The following is a 16,503-nucleotide window of genomic DNA, read 5'->3' on the forward strand; positions in this document are numbered from 1 at the left end:
GAGGGGCAAGACACCCAAACACCTCGCCCGCCGTTGTTACCCTTCGACAACTTCCCGATGTTGCATACTTTGACGGAATCTATAGGATTCTCCGTTAAGTAGGTGGATGTGCGATCGGTGCGTAAGGCGATCAAGTAATGCAGCGGTCATTTTATCGTCGCCAAATATGTTTGTCCATTCCGAGAATTCTAGATTAGTTGTAACAATAACGCTCGCGCGTTCATAACGACTTGAAAAGAATTGGAACAATAACTCTGCTCCAATTTTGGAGAAGGGGACATACCCTAACTCATCAACAATGATCAAATCAAATTTGAGCCACTTCTTCTCAAATGCCCCAAGCTTATGCTCCTCGTTGGCCATAAGTAATTCTTCTACTAACGCCGATGCTGTAATAAACTTAGTTTTATAACCATTTTGAATCATTTCTACCCCAAGAGCGATTGCCAAGTGAGTTTTACCAGTACCACTATTCCCCAAAAATATTAGATTTTCCTTTTTGTCTACGAATTCACCCTTAGCCATGGTGATAAAGCGGTTTCGATTCAAGCTTGGCATTAAGCTGAAATCATAGGTATCTAATGTTTTCTGGACAGGGAACGCAGCTTGCTTAAGTCTCCTCTGTCTCTGATTTTCTTCTCTTGTTTCTAATTCTGTTTCTAGTAATGCCAATAGGTATTCTTCATAACTTAGGTTTCTTTCCTCCGCTTCTCTAGCGAGAGAGCGATACTGTCTTCCGATTGTCGGCATTCTAAGTTGCTTTACAATATGATCTAGCATGATTTCTGCATTCATTTTGTCTGACCTCCAGTTAGTTGTTCATATTGAGCTACATTTGACTTTTTAACTTTATAGTCTAGCAGATTTGTAGGTGTCTTCTCTTTAGAGAGCTCGTGAGACTTCAAATGGTTATTCGTTAGCCTTTGGATGATTTCATGCACAACTTCATAACGAAAAACTTGTGCTTCCTCAGCCTCACTCAAGGCCTGTGTTAACTTTTCCATTCCAATTTCACGATGAAGGAGGAGAAGTCGTATGAACTTTCGATCTCCAATGGCTCCTTCTTGTTCTCTCATCTTCCGATGAAAACGCCTGAACACAGCTGGAATGTCAGAAGCTTGGAAAGCATGTGCATCACGTATCGCACGAGGCTTTTTTATCAACGCTTCTAGATAATGGTCCAATACAGTAATCATTTGATTTCGTTCATTTGAACGTAAATGTTCTGCGATCACTTGGTTTTGAGCCACAACGATCACTCGGTCGACAAAAATTTTTGCCCATACAGCTTGGCCGACATAACCACATGGGACAGAATACTGATTGGTTTCGATTGAGATTAGTGAAGTCTTGTTTACCTGACAAGAGACTAGCTTACAGGCTTCAAACCGTTGTTCAGGAAGTGGGTGAAGATATTCCTTTTCTTTAGCCCACATATCAGCGATTGTTTCTTTGGTATAAGGAACGGTTTTGCGTTCTGCCTCGTTAAAACACCAATCTTGTAAATAATCATTCAATTCATCTAGTGTCTGAACCTCCGGCTCAGGTACAAAGGCATTTCTTCTTACATAGCCTACCAATCCCTCTACACGTCCTTTTTCATTTCCAGATCTGACATTGCAGAACTCAGATTTGAATAGATAATGTGTTTGTAAGGCAAGAAATGATTCCTGTTCCAATCGGTCTCTACCTTGAAGGATTTTTACCACAGCTGTTTTTAAATTATCAAATAGACCTTCAGTTGGAACTCCTCCAAAAAATTCAAACGCATGAACAAATCCATCAAGGAAAGCTTCCTGTTTTTCATGAAGATAAGCTCTCACAAACCTTACACGACTTGCGGAAAGCTGAATGCAAAAGAGGTAAATACGTTTCTTTCGACCCTGTAGAATGATGTCCGCCTCTCCCCAGTCGAATTGGAATTGGTGGCCGAGTTGAAAATCAAGAGGAATGAAGACTTCCTGAAGCTTTTTTCTGCGTTTCCTTACTATTTTTCGTATATTAGATTCCGAACCTTCAAAGTCATATTCATTAACTAATCTGTTATATATATTGGTAGCCGTATGTTTCTGCTTACCCCATCGGTTGAGGTCATCCTCTAACCATTGGTCAATTATTGGTAATACCCGTTTTGTTTCTTCAGAATAATCTTTAGTACCACCATAGATTCTTTGGCGTTGTATGGTTGTTGGAGCTTCCTGTTCTTTTAAATACTTACTTACTGTATTCCTTGAAATACCAAGCTTTTTAGCTATTTGTCTTTGTGATAGTCCTTCTACCTCATGTAAGAATTTGATATTATAAAATTGAGCCATATCGATCATCCTTTGTGCCTCTCTCTAAAAGTGATAGTTTGGTCACTTTCAATCATAAGAGAGGTTATCAAAATTGGAAATCATGTGGCTCATTTTTTATGTGATCGAACCCTTCAAAAGTGGCTCAATATTAAATTATCAAATACAGTTCTACAACTTCTTCGTTAATTTTAGATTATATGAAAGGGACTCTAGTTTTTACTAGGGTCTCTTTTACATATAGAGGTAATGAAAAAGAACGAAAATATATATTATATACTGGAACATGCATGCTTCGGATGTTCATAAATGCAGGGCTTCTCTCTTTTGAGGGAAGTCCTTTTTCAATTGAAGGAGGAGATAAGATAATGTATTTAGACTGGTTTGTTGGAACAATGAAAAAGACATTTAACATTGAGGTTAAAAGAGAGGATGTAGGCTATGAAGCCCATGATTTCTATCATGAAGAAATAGATGATTTGCTCATCCCTGCTGAACACCTAGAAAAACTACCAAACCCATTACTTATTGAAGCAATTTCGTATATAGATGATAAAGGGTATGAGTGGATTGCTGGTTATGTACTTGAGGAGGAAATGAGAGAGAAGCTGTATGAAGTATGGATTAAGAATGGGGAACAAATTGCTTACGAGATTTATGTTGACTAAGCGGGATTCACGACATTTCTTTCTGCAATCTCATGTCAAAACTAAAAGGAATTAAATCATGTTTTGCAGAATGTATGAGCGACAAAGAAATGGAATGGTTTCTATATGAAAAAACTGCCGACATTATTATATAACTGTCGTGAGTTGGAAGGATGGCAAGGAAAATTGAATACTAAGAAAACGTAAAGGGCTATTGGTGTATAAATGCGTACATCAATAGCCTTTTTTCATTTTGGAGGTGAATCATTCTTGGAGATAGCAGAATTTGAACAATGGCTTTTCACAGAGGGCAAAGCAGCTAAAACAATCGAGTCATATGTGAACGATGTAAAAGGATTCCAATTATATTTGCAAGAGAAATTGGAGGATGTTCCAGTCCTATCCCGTTTTTCTTTTGTCAGGTACAAGGAACATCTGATGAAGGAGAGCATGCTGTTTCAACCATCAACAAAAAGATTAATAGTCTAAAAGTTTACAACGATTTTCTAAGAACCAAAGGACTTCTAAGTGAATCATTCATTCAGTTGAAGCGGGATAGAATCAAAATTGCCGCTGGAAGTGAGGAAAATGTGGATGCTCTTTCGGATGAGCAGGTGGAACAATTGCTATTTTTCGTTGAAAACAGAAACAAGGTTAGCACTCGTAACAAGCTGATTGTCTATTTGTTGCTCTATACGGGTGTAAGGGTCAGTGAACTGGTTGGAATCAAGATAGCAGACATTGATTTTATGATGAACCAATTGACGGTGATTGGAAAAGGAGGAAAGAGACGTGAAATCGGGCTTAGACAGGACGTGCTTCAATTAGTAGGGGGCTACATGAAAGAAGAGCGTTCAGCGTCTAATTTCAGCCATAGTGACTATCTATTAGTGAGCCAGAGGGCAGAAAAAATGCATCGAGATGCAGTGAGGGATTGGCTAGCGAAGATTTCAAAAGAGCTAGGGTTCAAGCTGCATCCTCATTTGTTTCGTCATACGTTCTGTACAAGATTGCTGAAAAAGGGTGTAGACCTTACAACTGTAAGCAAGCTGGCAGGGCATTCTACTGTAAATATGACAGCAAGGTTTTACATTCAAACAACCAAACAAGAGAAGATGGATGCGGTCAATCTACTATGAGGGTGGTGGCATCCACTGCACAATGTTGTTCCCAAATGACTTTTGATTGGAGTGAAAACGATGAATACTAAGCAAATCCTAATCATCAAAAAAGTAGTATGTGCAATTTTAGTAATTACATTAGAAGAATTGTCTAAGAAAAATAAAAGGTAAATGATTGTGATTTGTTTTCTATGAATGAACAAGAATCCATTGCAGGTTCTTGTTTTTTTTTGAACCGTTTTGACCTCCTAATGAAGAGTCAGATGTGAAAATAGGGACGCTTCGATGCTACTTTAGGTGATTAGAAGATTCATGTTTTTTTAAATTTTTCGCTTTCTTCCGAAATGTGTCTAAATGTGTCAGTCGGGGTTGCTTAGTCTCTTAGTCTGTACGTCTGAAAGGTAAAAATAGTAAGTTTTTGGAACAAAAAAAGTTCGGAAATCATGATTAAGAAATCAAAAACTTCAAACGTGCACGCTTAGAGACCAAGTGCAAACGTCTTAAAAAATATTTTTTTGATGTGCCTCAAACCCTTGATAAATAAGGGTTTTGTCGATTTGCGTTATCTTTTTTGTTATTTTATGATAACTCTTGCAAGATAGCTACTAAAACTATTTCAAAAAAATGAAGCTCATTGGAGGGTCATAAAATGCAAAAACTTCAATCAAAATTAGTTCGTCCTTCAAACAAGTATGTCTTAGATGACGGAGCCAAGAATGGGAAAATCTTTTCAGTGAGAGTTAAAGAGTTTCCTAGTATCTATCACGATTCGGGCAAGCGAGATGCCTTAGTTATTAAAGTAGAATTTATTAAACCTAACGGTGAATTTATCTACTTAGAATATGCACCAACCATTACATGGTCACCGAAAGGAAGACTTATGAAATTGCTAGATGACCTAGATGCTGTTCCAGCGGAAGGGGAAGAACTAGATACTGATGGGCTGGTCGGTATGAACGTAACAGCAACGATTGAGAACGTCCAACGTGATGATATTGTGTACAGTAATATCGTCAGAATCCAAAAAGGAGAAGCTGGCATTCACGCTAAGAAGCCGAATCAAGAAGATAGTGAAATGATGAATCAACTGTTTGATGTTGATGACATCGACTTTGATGACATGTAACACCCTAACGGAGCAACAGTACCGACTATAGTGGCAGTTGTTGCTATAGTCCCTACTGACGCTACATGAGACAAAAAACATAAAAGGAGCCATTAGAATGACACACATAGAAGTTAGAACAACGGAAGAATCCCTTTCCATTCTTAAATCAGAAAAAGAATTAACTGAGGTACGCATCCTAAATTCGCCAAGAGGTACAATTAGTGGCTACTTTAATGATTACCAAAAGCTATCAGATGTTGTAGAAGAATATGACGGAAAGGTTCCATCTATCTATTTCACATTAAATCCTGTTAATCCTGACTTACTTTCAAGGGCGGCAAACCGAGTTGTGCAACGAGCAAAAAATACGACTGCTGATGCTGACATTGAATGCAGACGCTGGTTTCCAATTGATTTTGACCCTGTCCGTCCATCAGGTATTTCATCAACAGATGAAGAACACCAAGCCGCTCAAACAATGGCAAAAAAAGTACAACAGTTTTTGACAGATAGAGGTTGGAGTGAACCGATTGTGGCAGACAGTGGCAATGGTGCACACCTATTATATCCTATTGACCTTCCAAATGATGATGAAAGTACCTTGCTCATCAAAACGGTATTAGAAGCATTGGATTTTCTATTTAGTAACGAATCCGTCAATGTCGATAAGAGTGTGTTTAATGCCGCTCGAATTTGGAAGCTCTATGGAACAATGGCCTGTAAAGGTGACCACACGGAGGAACGACCACATCGGCTGTCTCAAATTTTAACTTATCCAGAAGAACTGAAAGAAGTGTCGTTGGAGCAGCTAAAGGCATTAGCAGATTTATGTCCAACGATGCAGACCAAGGGGAAATCATCTTCCAAAAAGAGCAACACCGAAGAAGGGTTTAATTTGGAAGAATTCATTGAAGAACACGAATTAGATATTGCCTTTTCCTCTCCTTGGAAGGATGGAGCAACTAAGTATGTATTGTCCACTTGTCCTTGGAATGAAAGTCATACAAATCAAAGTGCTTTTATCATCCGTTTTGCTAATGGTGGGATTGCAGCAGGTTGCCATCATAACAGCTGTTCAGAAGAAAACTGGCAAACATTACGAAAAAAGTTTGAACCAAATTGGAATCCATCATCCCATAATGAAGAACCAAAAAAGGAATCGCGAGCAGATATTTTAATTCGAGCGAGTGATGAAGCCGAGTTCTTTCAAAATGATTTGGGAGAAGCCTTTGCAGCCGTAACTATCAATGGTCATAAAGAAGTATTAAAGGTGAAAAGTAAGAAATTCAAAATGTGGTTAACGAAGCAATTCTATGATGCTACGAAAAAGGCACCAGGCAGTGATGCGATGAATCAAGCACTTGGTGTCATGGAAATGAAAGCAGCCTTTGAGGGTGATGAACATAAACTGCAATTACGAGTGACAGAAAAAAATGGTGCATTTTATTATGACCTAGCGAATGAAGATTGGGAAGTTGTAAAGGTGGAACCACGTTCTTGCCAAGTGTTGAAAGATGCGCCAATCCTATTTACTCGCAACAAGAATATGAAAGCACAAGTTTTGCCCGATTTTGCGGGGGATTTGAAGCTATTACTAAAACACATCCGAATTAAAAACGAAGATGACCAAATTCTTTATCTTACCTATCTTGTCACATGCAATATTCCGAGTATTCCGCATGCTGTACTTGTATTTAGTGGTGAAAAAGGAGCGTCCAAGTCCACTTCCATGCGATTGACAAGACAAGTAGTTGACCCTGCTGTACAAGATTTACTGACGATGCCTAATAGTTTGCAAGACTTGGCATTGTCATTGTCTAACAACTATATGCCATCTTTTGATAATTTAGATGGCTTGTCAGCCGAAAAAAGCGACCTTTTATGCATTGCCTCAACAGGTGGTGGGTTTAGCAAACGTACATTGTTTACAGACGATGATGAAACCCTACTTGACCTTCGCAGATGTGTTGGATTGACAGGTATCAATGTAGTGGTGACAAGGGCAGATTTGATTGACCGTTCCATTATCATTGAATTAGACCGTATTCCAGAGGTTGAACGGAAGGAAGAACGAGATGTTTGGGAAGCATTTGAAAAGGATAGAGCACGCATAGTTGGTGGAGCGTTGCAGGCATTGGCAAATGCAATGGCAATTTTCCCTGATGTGAAAATAGACAAGCTCCCACGAATGGCGGATTTCACCCGATGGGGATATGCGATTGCAGAAGTCTTAGGCTATGGAGGAGAACGCTTTTTACAAGCCTACCGCAAAAATCGTAATCAATCCAATGAAGAAGCCATTTCTTCACATCCAGTAGCCGCTACAGTTGTTGCTCTAATGAAGGAAAATCAATCATGGTCAGGTTCCGTTGCTAGTTTGCTTAGTGAACTAGAACGTGTAGCCGAACAAGAAAAGATTAATACCAAAGTCAAAACATTCCCAAAAGCGGCTCACATTCTAAGCAGAAGGCTAAAGGAAGTAAAGTCCAATTTAGAAGATGTAGGGATTACCTTTGACATTCGCCATGCAGGAGATTCCAAAAAGGTATCCATTCAAAAGTCTGGCGGCAATGTTATTCCAATTCGTCCTCAACAAGGGGTATTGAAACTTACAGGTACTGATTCGAATCAAGTCAAAGATATTGAACTATCGGAAGATTACGATGAATTTGAGGGATGGTAATCATCCGCTTTTACAAACAGTAGTGTCAGTAGCGAAAGAAGAGTTGCTACTGACGCTATTGGAGGGGATTTTTACCCGAATCAAAACAAGAATCCAAAAATATATTATTAACTTGAATGAATTGGAAAGGGGACATTGACATGTTATTGATGGAATCAGTTGAACTGTTTGGAAAGTACCAAACGAACATTGAACGGAGCGTAGTTACTATCAAAGCCTATTATGAGGATTTATCCTTATTGAATCGTTATCTGGAAGAAAAATACAACAGTCCAGTTTATTTAGAGGACATCACACAAGAAGATGTTGAGGAATACCTTTATTATCTTAAGGATGTTAAGAGGTACCAGCCGATTAGTCGAAAACGTGTGTTAGGAAGCATGCGGTCATTCTTTGGCTATGCGTACAAAAGCGAATGGTGCGACAAGAATGTGACCGCAAGACTAGAGCCAATCAAATGCCAGCAAAAAGAGCGGCAATATCTTTCTGAGGAAGAGGTTAATCAATTTGTGAATGCTATCCAACATGACCTTGCTCGTTTAGTCGCACAAACCCTTTATTACACTGGAATGCGTATTTCAGAATGCCTAAACCTTCATGTAGAGGATGTCGATTTAGAAGACAATCTGATTCACATTAGGCATGGAAAGGGCAACAAAGACCGCTTTGTACCAATCAATTCGAAATTGAAGGAGTTACTAGTGGACTACACGAAGAACTGGAGGGTGAATTCTGACTACTTCTTTGCAACGAGGAACACAGGCACTTTTTCAAAAACTAGGGTGTCCAAGATATTTAGGGATACGAATCAGGCATTGGGATGGAAAAAGCATGTGACTGCACACATTCTTCGTCATTCATTTGCTTCTAAGCTAGTCAAAAATGATGTTCATTTGGTCAAGATTTCAAAGCTATTGGGGCACAGTAGCCTAAAAACAACCAGTATCTATGTCCATAGCAACATGGATGATTTGAAAGATGCCGTTAACACGCTGTAAAGGAGGAATGAAAAAAATGGCTGAATCTGAAGCATTGCAACCAATTTATGATGAAAAGGTTAAAGGAATCTTAAAACTACTAGGGGAAGGATTTTCAAGGGAAGACGTGGCTGAACAGTATCGCTATTCAACCTATCGTTCAATGGATAGCTATATGAGCCGAAAGAATTTTGTTTGGGACAAGCGAAAAGGGACGTATGTACCCGCGGATTCTATCAAGGCTACACTAGAAACAATGACGAATTTTCCATCAGACCGAGTTCGTAGAATTGTAATGGAATTGAATAAGGAAGGAGCGGATTTGAAGAAGGTTGCATTGAAAGTAGGATTCGAAAATCATTTGGAAATGGCTTCTTATATGAAATCGAAAGGGTTTGAATGGTCACAGGAGGCAGGGAATTATCTCTCTACTTCCCCGACATTGCCTAATGCAGAGGAAACGGTTGCTACTGTCAGTAATGACGCTTCATTAGAGGGTTCCCTTTCCATTGGAAATGGTGACGGTGAGCAATTTCTACCTCTACTCAAATGGTTAGCTTCGAACAAGGAGGGCTTACAAAGCCTTTTGGGAGCGTCAGTAGCGTCAGGACAAATCCCCCGCTTTACCCTTCCTGGTTTATTTGTTACAAAATCGGTTCATATGACGAACACCCTTGACCAAATGGTTAGAGATTTTAGCAAGGAAAAGAACATCAATCAGCGGGAAATCTTTGAGGTTGCATTGATTGAGTTCTTTCAGAAATATGGTTATGAGCGAGAAGTTGAGATGTTGTTACAACAGAATTAGCAAATGGATTTCTAATGGAAGAAATGATGAACAGTTCTATTGGTTTCCGATGACCTGCTGTTTTTCTTCTTCCATTTTTTTGTTGTTTTCACACTGTTACCAACAGTCTCTTTTTTGAATTTGCAATTTTAATAACAAGTATTATTGGTTATCATTACTAATACTTACAAATCCTAGTTCAGCTAGTTCTCTTATACTGAACTGATTTTTTTTCTGATTCGGGATGTTAACATCGTCTAGAGTAAGATTCAGAGCTTCATGAATTCTACTCACATAAGAAATCGTGTCATCAAAACCTTCCCAACCAGTACTATTGACACCAATTACTTTACCATGTTGATTGAATACTGGTCCGCCACTTGCCCCACCTCTAATATTCATATTGGTTTGATAACAAGGTCCTGGAAGCATAACTCTATCACGTCCATTAAGTAAAACCTCGGTAATTATCCCCTTTTCAAAATTACATTGAAAATCAGCAATTGTTTTTTCAGTCGATGAAATTATTTTCGAGAGAGGATATGCATAGGTTGCTACGGGATGCTGAACCTCACAATCGCTAACATCAAGAGTTAGGACTTTATTTTGAAGCTGTGCCTTTGTCTCCTTATGAACGAATGGTCTTAATATTCCTAATGCAATATCACCTTTGTTGAGAGCTACAATTTTTGAAATACTTCTCTGAAAATATGTATTATTTTCGTGAAAAGAGAAAGCAAATACTCCATCTAGCACTTTATCATTAGAAGGCTCTAACAAAACATGTTTAGCTGTTAAAAAAATATTTTGAGATATAAAAAAGGCTGTACCAACAAATTTAAATTCAGAATTTGCTGGGTTTATCCATTGGCATATGGGGAATATCGGCTGACTACCATGGATTTCCAGACCTGTGTCTGTAAAGAACCCTATTTCTTTGGATAAAGCATTGTCCTGTTTAGACATAAATTCCCACCCCTTTTTTAAAGCTTATTATACATTATTTTATCTATCCCAAGGTGGAAGAAATAGGGGGGAGTATACAAACTAATGCTTTCCTATTGATTGACTGTTTTTCAATCCTCCATTTTTTTATGATTTCCTAATGTTTTGGAACGAGTTCTTTCCATTATATTTGGTTTTCCTAATGGTGCATCTTCACTTTCTGCAATTTCCTTGGGTCACATAGGGTTCTCGGTTAGGAAGATTTTTGATTTTGGAGGTTGCTTTTCGTCAGTTGAATAGTGCTTCTAATGCACAATCTAAATCAATGGAGAAATTATCTTCAGGTCTTCGTATCAACAAAGCTGGAGATGACGCTGCTGGTTTAGCAATTTCTGAAAAAATGCGTGGACAGATTCGTGGGTTAGACCAATCTGGAAAAAATGCTCAAGACTCAATATCAATGATTCAAACTGCAGAAGGTGCATTAAACGAAACTCACGACATCCTTCAACGTATGCGTGAACTAGCTGTACAGGCTGGAAATGATACTAATACTACTGATGACCGCGGCGAAATCCAAAAGGAAATAAATCAATTAACTTCTGAGATTAACCGTATTGGTAATACTACTGAATTTAATACTCAAAAATTATTAAATGCTTCATCAGGTACTCAAGTAGGAGGCACACCAGCTGTTCCGGGGACACCAGCCACAACATTAACAAATCAGAATATGACTGGAAGCGTTACAGGCCTTACTGGTAACGTAACAGCTAATGGAACATTTACAGGAGCAGCAGATGCTACCTTAACTGTTAAGTGGGATGATACCAATAGTAAATGGCAAACATCTACTGATGGTACTAACTTTTCTGACATGACAGGGACATCAGCAACTATTGATGGTGTTACAGTAGATGTAAGTGGTCTTACTGGTACTGCAACGGCTGATGGAACTTTTACCGTTGATTTAACTGCTGCTGTTGCGGGTACACCAGCAACTGGTGCAAAATCTCAATTTACAACACAAATTGGTGCTAATGAAAATCAAACCATGACGCTTGAATTTGAAGACATGCGTGCGGCAGCTTTAGGAATTACTGGTACAGCAGGAAATACTGGTTTTACATCAGCAGATACAGTTACAGATGGTACTGATAATGTTGCAAATGAAGCGGCATTAGATGTATCTACAGCAGCAAATGCTGGTAACGCTGTTACTGCAATTCAGAGTGCAATTGATAATGTATCAGCAGAACGTTCTAAATTAGGTGCTTACCAAAACCGTCTAGAACACACAATCAACAACCTAAACACATCTTCCGAAAACCTAACTGCTGCGGAATCTCGTATCCGTGACGTAGATTATGCTTTAGCTGCTTAAGCAGTGACAAGCACAGTCGTCCTAGCTGGTAACGGCTAGAGATTATTATCGGGTGAATTGCTGGAAACCCCTTAGAGCTTTTCTTGCCACAACGTAGTTGGAAACGACAGGCGTGATGGTTTGAAAAAAGAAAAGATTGGGCAATCAGCAGCCAAGCTCCTGTCTCGAAAGAGTGGAGAAGGTTCAACGACTAGGATAGACCATCTAAAGGCTAAGCTCAAGATGATGAAATCCATAGGTGAAACAATGGATCATCAGCATTGTGAATCCGAAGTGCCCGACCCCTACTAGATTACTAGAGGGTGAAGATATAGTCTGGTCATTTATGAAAGTAAATGTTCGCACGATGGCGAAAGAAATGATGAACCAAACTAAGAATTCTATTCTTAGCCAAGCTGCTCAAGCTATGCTTGCTCAAGCAAACCAGCAGCCTCAGGGAGTTTTACAACTTCTTCGTTAATACTTTTAATCAAATTTGGGACTCTAGTTTTACTAGGGTCTCTTTTTACATTTATTCGAGGTGAAGCTTATGAATATTGAACAATTAAGAAGAAACTTACTTGCCCTACAAGATGATTTGCCATCTATAACATATAGTGAGTTAGATTATGGGGCAGCCGCAGCTGTGTATCCAGATGGAAGTATAGTAATTTCCACAAAATTGACTGGAAAAGAAAAGGTTGAAGCTGAAGCTCACGAATTGATGCATATTCTATTAAATAAACAGGGTTTATTAATGGTTGTCTCTGAATATGAGGGAGAAAGTGAGTTTCTAGTATTGGAAATAAATAATGCAATCTCTCACTGGTTTCTCATTAATGGCTTAAAGAATGATTATAAAATAGAAAGTGAACTTCATTTAAGTGAAAGGGCAGCTAGTTTGAGCACAATTTCAAGTGTTATTGAAGAACTTTATTTTGAAAATAGTACCACCCTTCTGAAAGGATTAGGTGTGAGGTTATACGATATTGCTAGGACTATTCCAGAAAGAGAAAGAGAAATTATCGATATTGCAACTACTAATCAGTTGGTTAATCATGTTTTTCAGATGGCTAGAAAAACATTGAGTAGAATTACAATTGAGTCATCTAAAGAAATGCAATTGGAAACTATAGCAGAATTCTTATTGGAAATAGACGAGAATCCTAGTAGTTTTTCCTTTCGGTAAAAACTTAAATTTTTGTGCTAGATGTCAAGTGGTATATAGAAATTCCTATGTGGTGAATTGGAAAAACAAGAATATATTATTATCATGTATAAGTTTATTAAAAGCTCTAATTCCTTCGGAAATTAGGGCTATTTCTATTTTGGGGGAGGAAAAACCATGAATCAATACGCAATGAAACCTATCATACAATTGGAACTACTTGAAAGACGAGTGGAAATGAAAAAACAATCTGCAAAACGTGTGAACATTGTTAGCCTAAAGCTGGTGAAGGAATCAAGCATCCTTTACAAAAATCGAAGTGTACGAAGCCCGGAAGATGGTTATCAATTGTTGAAGCAGTTCTTAGGAGACGTGGATAGGGAATACTTTGTTGTTGTTTGTTTGTTTGGATACAAAAAATCAGCCAACAGCCATTAACATCTGTCACATTGGAAGCCTAAACGCAAGCATAGTACATCCAAGGGAGTGCTTCAAGCCTGCCATTTTGAGTAATGCTGCATCAATTCTTGTTGGTCATAACCATCCCAGCGGCAGTAGCGTCCAAAGTAGGGAGGACGTGGAGGTGACTAAAAGATTAGTAGAAGCAGGTAAAATCATTGGGATTGACGTTCTTGACCATATCGTGCTGGGTGACGGAGACTATGTTTCACTAAAAGAAAAAGGCTACATTTGAAAGGAGAAGAAACGATGATGCATATAGATTGGTTTGTAGGAACAATGAAAAAGATATTTAACATTGAGGTTAAAAGGGAAGATGTAGGCTACGAAGCCTATGATTTCTATCATGAAGAAATAGATGATTTGCTCATCCCTGCTAAACACTAAGAAAAGCTACCCAACCCATTGCTCATTGAAACACTTTCGTATGTAGATGATAAAGGGTACGAGTGGATTGCTGGTTATGTCCTAGAAAAAGGAACGAGAAAGAAGCTTTATGAAGTATGGATAAGGAATGGAGAACAAATTGCTTATGAGATGTATATCAACTAAGTTAATTTCAATTGAGATTCACGACATTTCTTTCTGCAATCTCACGACAAAACTAAAAGGAATTGAATCATGTTTAACAGAAAGGATGAGCGGCAAGGGAATGGAATGATTTGCGTATGAATAAACTGATGACATTATTATATAACTGTCGTGAGCGATTAAGGAAGGGAACTGGAAAATGAATATAAAGAAACCGTAAAGGGCTATTGGTGTATGAATGCGTACATCAATAGCCTTTTCTCTTTATTGGAGGTTAATCAATCTTGGAAATAGTAGAGTTTGAACAATGGTTATTTGCGGAGGGAAAAGCAGCCAAAACAATCGAGTCCTATGTGAACGATGTCAAAGGGTTCCAATCCTATTTACAAGAGAAGTTGAAGGACATTCCAGTCCTTTCCCGCTTCTCTTTTATTAGGTATAAGGAGTACCTGATGAAAGAGGACTATGCCGTTTCAACGATTAACAAAAAAACTAATAGTTTAAAGGTTTACAATGATTTTCTAAGAACCAAAGGACACCTAAGAGAGTCATTCATTCAGTTGAAGCGGGATAGAATTAAAATCGCCGCTGGAAGTGAGGACAATGTGGATGCACTATCGGATGAACGGGTGGAACATTTGCTTTTCTATGTTGAAAACAGAAACAAGGTTAGCACACGTCAAGCTGATCATCTATTTGTTGCTCTATACGGGTGTAAGGGTAAGTGAATTGTAATTGTAGATATTGATTTTCTGACAAGCCAATTCGCAGTATGGGAAAAGGCGGAAAAATCGGACTTAGACAAGATGTGCTGCAATTAGTAAAGGACTATATGAAGGAAGACCGTTCTGTAATTGCTTCGTTAATAAAAGCTTTCCAAGAAAATTTCTAGAGATTTTTGTAGGAATGAACCCAAGCTAATTCAAATGCAATCCGCCAAAGTTTGATGATTTTGGCGGATTTTGTGGTTCCAATGCCCTTACACATTCTGTACCTCATCTTTACTCGTTTCTGCTCCTTCAGCAAGCTCACCCGTTAATAAGGAAATGGGCACGTAAGCATAGCCATCCATAATCCTCCTTGCTGTTCGGCCAATGGCCGCTCTTGATACTTCCCAGTTGTTCGCTTTTTTTTCAACGTTTGCTTCCGCATAAATGACTCCTGACGGATGCCCGATCCTAATCCCTGTTCCGGCTGACCGGTTAAGTTGGTGAGGAATGGTTCCGGGAATCTGGGCTGCAGTTGCCAGTGCAATGGAACCGCTGACTGCGAAAGCTCTGTGTAGCGTTCCCATGGAAAAGTAGCGCGACGCAATGTCGATCATCTCGGGTTTAACTAAATTGTTCGTGATCGTGCTGTATTCCTTTGCAGCAGCCACCATGGCAATTTTAGGGAGGGCATGGCTGGTCGGTGTAATACCATCCCTCGTTTGTAAAAGACCGGATAGTAGACCCGCTTCAATCCGGATTTGTTCCATCGTATTTAATAGATGGCTATTCTGGTTCATTTCGGCCGGCAATTCTGTTCCGGTGGCTCCGACTTCTTCTGCCCGGACAAAAACGACGGGATTTACAGAATCAATAATTGTTACTTCGAATTTTCTGCCATCCGGCAGGCGGACTGTATCCATCGGGTTTGAGGTAGGCAATGTCTTCCCTGTATAGGAGCCCCCAGAATCCAAAAAGTTGAGCATAATTTTAGGAGAATGGCCGGGAACTCCGTCAATCGCAAAGTCGCCTTCATATTGGATATGGCCATTTCTGACTGGGATTTCAACATGGATAATGGTGTTCGTATTCGTATTATGTATCCGTACACAGGTTTGCGGTTCTGTTAGGCGCAGATATCCTTCTTCAGCCGCATAGAGTCCGACAGCAGTGGCCATGTTGCCGCAGGTTATTTGGTAATCAATCATGTTTTGATCGATACTTACTTGACCGAAAGTGTAATCGATATGAGCATCAGGGTGAGTAGGAGGGCCGACCAGCGCTAATTTACTTGTTAAAGAGGTTCCGCCTCCCAGTCCATCAATCTGTCCCGGATCCGGGCTTCCGAAAATCCGTAAAATAACTTGATTCCGAAGTGCTTGGTCTGATGGCAGGTCGATTGTACGTAAGATTAACCCTTTACTCGTCCCTCCCCGCATGATTACAGCAGGAAGTTTGTAACGCTGCAGATAACTGTTCATTAGTACACACCCCTTTTAATTAATAGGAATAGATGATTTTGGAGTAAGTGTAATAAGATTAGTTCCATAAAAAAAATACATGTTTTTTATTCATATCGATTAATAAAATTTATGATCAAGCGGGGCAGAGGCTCTTTATTGTTTTGGTTAGAAATAAAAAGTTTTTATTACAGCAGATAAAAAAACAATACTTTTAATATTATTAAAAATATTCATATAATAGAGTCAATAC

At 38.9% G+C, this 16,503-nt stretch carries 15 protein-coding genes and 2 pseudogenes; 13 read left to right on the forward strand and 4 right to left on the reverse strand.

The window, feature by feature from the left end; genetic code table 11:
* Positions 1 to 36 precede the first annotated feature (36 nt).
* Complete coding sequence (gene istB, locus BQ4305_RS14500) at positions 37 to 795, reverse strand: IS21-like element helper ATPase IstB (protein WP_110927700.1); 759 nt, start codon at positions 793 to 795, stop codon at positions 37 to 39.
* Positions 792 to 2,315, reverse strand: coding sequence for an IS21 family transposase (istA, locus tag BQ4305_RS14505; protein WP_234396927.1), 1,524 nt, complete (start codon positions 2,313 to 2,315; stop codon positions 792 to 794). Before istA ends, istB begins: the two co-directional genes overlap by 4 nt.
* A gap of 278 nt (positions 2,316 to 2,593) precedes the next feature.
* On the opposite strand from istA, the gene BQ4305_RS14515 reads away from it, so the two are divergent.
* From BQ4305_RS14515 to BQ4305_RS14540, 7 genes are all read left to right on the forward strand, one after another.
* Positions 2,594 to 2,962, forward strand: a complete 369-nt coding sequence (locus BQ4305_RS14515; protein WP_234396971.1) for a hypothetical protein — start codon at positions 2,594 to 2,596, stop codon at positions 2,960 to 2,962.
* Between the two features lie 249 nt (positions 2,963 to 3,211).
* Entirely contained in the window at positions 3,212 to 3,430 is a 219-nt protein-coding gene (locus BQ4305_RS22095) for a site-specific integrase (protein WP_324611588.1), read from the forward strand.
* Between the two features lie 56 nt (positions 3,431 to 3,486).
* Positions 3,487 to 4,080, forward strand: a complete 594-nt coding sequence (locus BQ4305_RS22100) for a tyrosine-type recombinase/integrase (protein ID WP_324611589.1) — start codon at positions 3,487 to 3,489, stop codon at positions 4,078 to 4,080.
* Positions 4,081 to 4,711: 631 nt separating this feature from the next.
* Positions 4,712 to 5,188 (forward strand): hypothetical protein, encoded by a 477-nt coding sequence (locus BQ4305_RS14525; protein WP_110928442.1) that lies wholly within the window; start codon positions 4,712 to 4,714, stop codon positions 5,186 to 5,188.
* Between the two features lie 97 nt (positions 5,189 to 5,285).
* Positions 5,286 to 7,853 (forward strand): hypothetical protein, encoded by a 2,568-nt coding sequence (locus BQ4305_RS14530; RefSeq protein ID WP_110928443.1) that lies wholly within the window; start codon positions 5,286 to 5,288, stop codon positions 7,851 to 7,853.
* 140 nt (positions 7,854 to 7,993) lie between these two features.
* Complete coding sequence (locus tag BQ4305_RS14535) at positions 7,994 to 8,851, forward strand: tyrosine-type recombinase/integrase (protein WP_110928444.1); 858 nt, start codon at positions 7,994 to 7,996, stop codon at positions 8,849 to 8,851.
* Positions 8,852 to 8,867: 16 nt separating this feature from the next.
* On the forward strand, positions 8,868 to 9,638 hold the full coding sequence (locus BQ4305_RS14540; protein WP_110928445.1) for a hypothetical protein: 771 nt from the start codon (positions 8,868 to 8,870) through the stop codon (positions 9,636 to 9,638).
* A gap of 141 nt (positions 9,639 to 9,779) precedes the next feature.
* Here BQ4305_RS14540 and BQ4305_RS14545 read toward each other — a convergent pair whose 3' ends face one another.
* A complete protein-coding gene (locus BQ4305_RS14545) occupies positions 9,780 to 10,583 on the reverse strand; it encodes a S1 family peptidase (RefSeq protein WP_110928446.1) in 804 nt (267 codons plus the stop codon).
* 250 nt (positions 10,584 to 10,833) lie between these two features.
* Here BQ4305_RS14545 and BQ4305_RS14550 point away from each other — a divergent pair, with 250 nt between their 5' ends.
* From BQ4305_RS14550 to BQ4305_RS14575, 6 genes and pseudogenes are all read left to right on the forward strand, one after another.
* Positions 10,834 to 11,946, forward strand: coding sequence for a flagellin N-terminal helical domain-containing protein (locus BQ4305_RS14550; protein ID WP_234396972.1), 1,113 nt, complete (start codon positions 10,834 to 10,836; stop codon positions 11,944 to 11,946).
* A gap of 343 nt (positions 11,947 to 12,289) precedes the next feature.
* Positions 12,290 to 12,406, forward strand: a pseudogene (locus tag BQ4305_RS14555) (flagellin); the annotation flags it as partial.
* Between the two features lie 69 nt (positions 12,407 to 12,475).
* Positions 12,476 to 13,114: a hypothetical protein gene (locus tag BQ4305_RS14560; protein WP_110928447.1), complete on the forward strand. Its 639-nt coding sequence runs from the start codon at positions 12,476 to 12,478 to the stop codon at positions 13,112 to 13,114.
* A gap of 216 nt (positions 13,115 to 13,330) precedes the next feature.
* Positions 13,331 to 13,787, forward strand: a pseudogene (locus BQ4305_RS14565) (JAB domain-containing protein).
* A 14-nt stretch (positions 13,788 to 13,801) separates the two neighbouring features.
* Positions 13,802 to 13,939, forward strand: a complete 138-nt coding sequence (locus BQ4305_RS21920; protein ID WP_234396973.1) for a hypothetical protein — start codon at positions 13,802 to 13,804, stop codon at positions 13,937 to 13,939.
* Positions 13,940 to 14,367: 428 nt separating this feature from the next.
* Positions 14,368 to 14,811, forward strand: a complete 444-nt coding sequence (locus BQ4305_RS14575) for a site-specific integrase (RefSeq protein WP_234396974.1) — start codon at positions 14,368 to 14,370, stop codon at positions 14,809 to 14,811.
* Between the two features lie 251 nt (positions 14,812 to 15,062).
* Here the strand turns inward: BQ4305_RS14575 and BQ4305_RS14580 are convergent, their stop codons facing one another.
* Positions 15,063 to 16,271: a 2-methylaconitate cis-trans isomerase PrpF family protein gene (locus BQ4305_RS14580; RefSeq protein ID WP_110928448.1), complete on the reverse strand. Its 1,209-nt coding sequence runs from the start codon at positions 16,269 to 16,271 to the stop codon at positions 15,063 to 15,065.
* Positions 16,272 to 16,503 lie beyond the last annotated feature (232 nt).

The organism is Bacillus massiliglaciei (assembly GCF_900098925.1).
Classification (GTDB): domain Bacteria; phylum Bacillota; class Bacilli; order Bacillales; family DSM-1321; genus Peribacillus; species Peribacillus massiliglaciei.

Excerpts from the sequence above, each read along its gene's own strand:
- BQ4305_RS14530 (WP_110928443.1), top strand. The coding sequence starts at position 5,286 with ATGACACACATAGAAGTTAGAACAACGGAAGAATCCCTTTCCATTCTT.
- BQ4305_RS14525 (WP_110928442.1), top strand. The coding sequence starts at position 4,712 with ATGCAAAAACTTCAATCAAAATTAGTTCGTCCTTCAAACAAGTATGTC.
- istA (WP_234396927.1), bottom strand. The coding sequence starts at position 2,315 with ATGGCTCAATTTTATAATATCAAATTCTTACATGAGGTAGAAGGACTA.
- istB (WP_110927700.1), bottom strand. The coding sequence starts at position 795 with ATGAATGCAGAAATCATGCTAGATCATATTGTAAAGCAACTTAGAATG.
- BQ4305_RS14535 (WP_110928444.1), top strand. The coding sequence starts at position 7,994 with ATGTTATTGATGGAATCAGTTGAACTGTTTGGAAAGTACCAAACGAAC.
- BQ4305_RS14545 (WP_110928446.1), bottom strand. The coding sequence starts at position 10,583 with ATGTCTAAACAGGACAATGCTTTATCCAAAGAAATAGGGTTCTTTACA.
- BQ4305_RS14540 (WP_110928445.1), top strand. The coding sequence starts at position 8,868 with ATGGCTGAATCTGAAGCATTGCAACCAATTTATGATGAAAAGGTTAAA.
- BQ4305_RS14580 (WP_110928448.1), bottom strand. The coding sequence starts at position 16,271 with ATGAACAGTTATCTGCAGCGTTACAAACTTCCTGCTGTAATCATGCGG.
- BQ4305_RS14560 (WP_110928447.1), top strand. The coding sequence starts at position 12,476 with ATGAATATTGAACAATTAAGAAGAAACTTACTTGCCCTACAAGATGAT.
- BQ4305_RS21920 (WP_234396973.1), top strand. The coding sequence starts at position 13,802 with ATGATGCATATAGATTGGTTTGTAGGAACAATGAAAAAGATATTTAAC.
- BQ4305_RS14515 (WP_234396971.1), top strand. The coding sequence starts at position 2,594 with ATGTTCATAAATGCAGGGCTTCTCTCTTTTGAGGGAAGTCCTTTTTCA.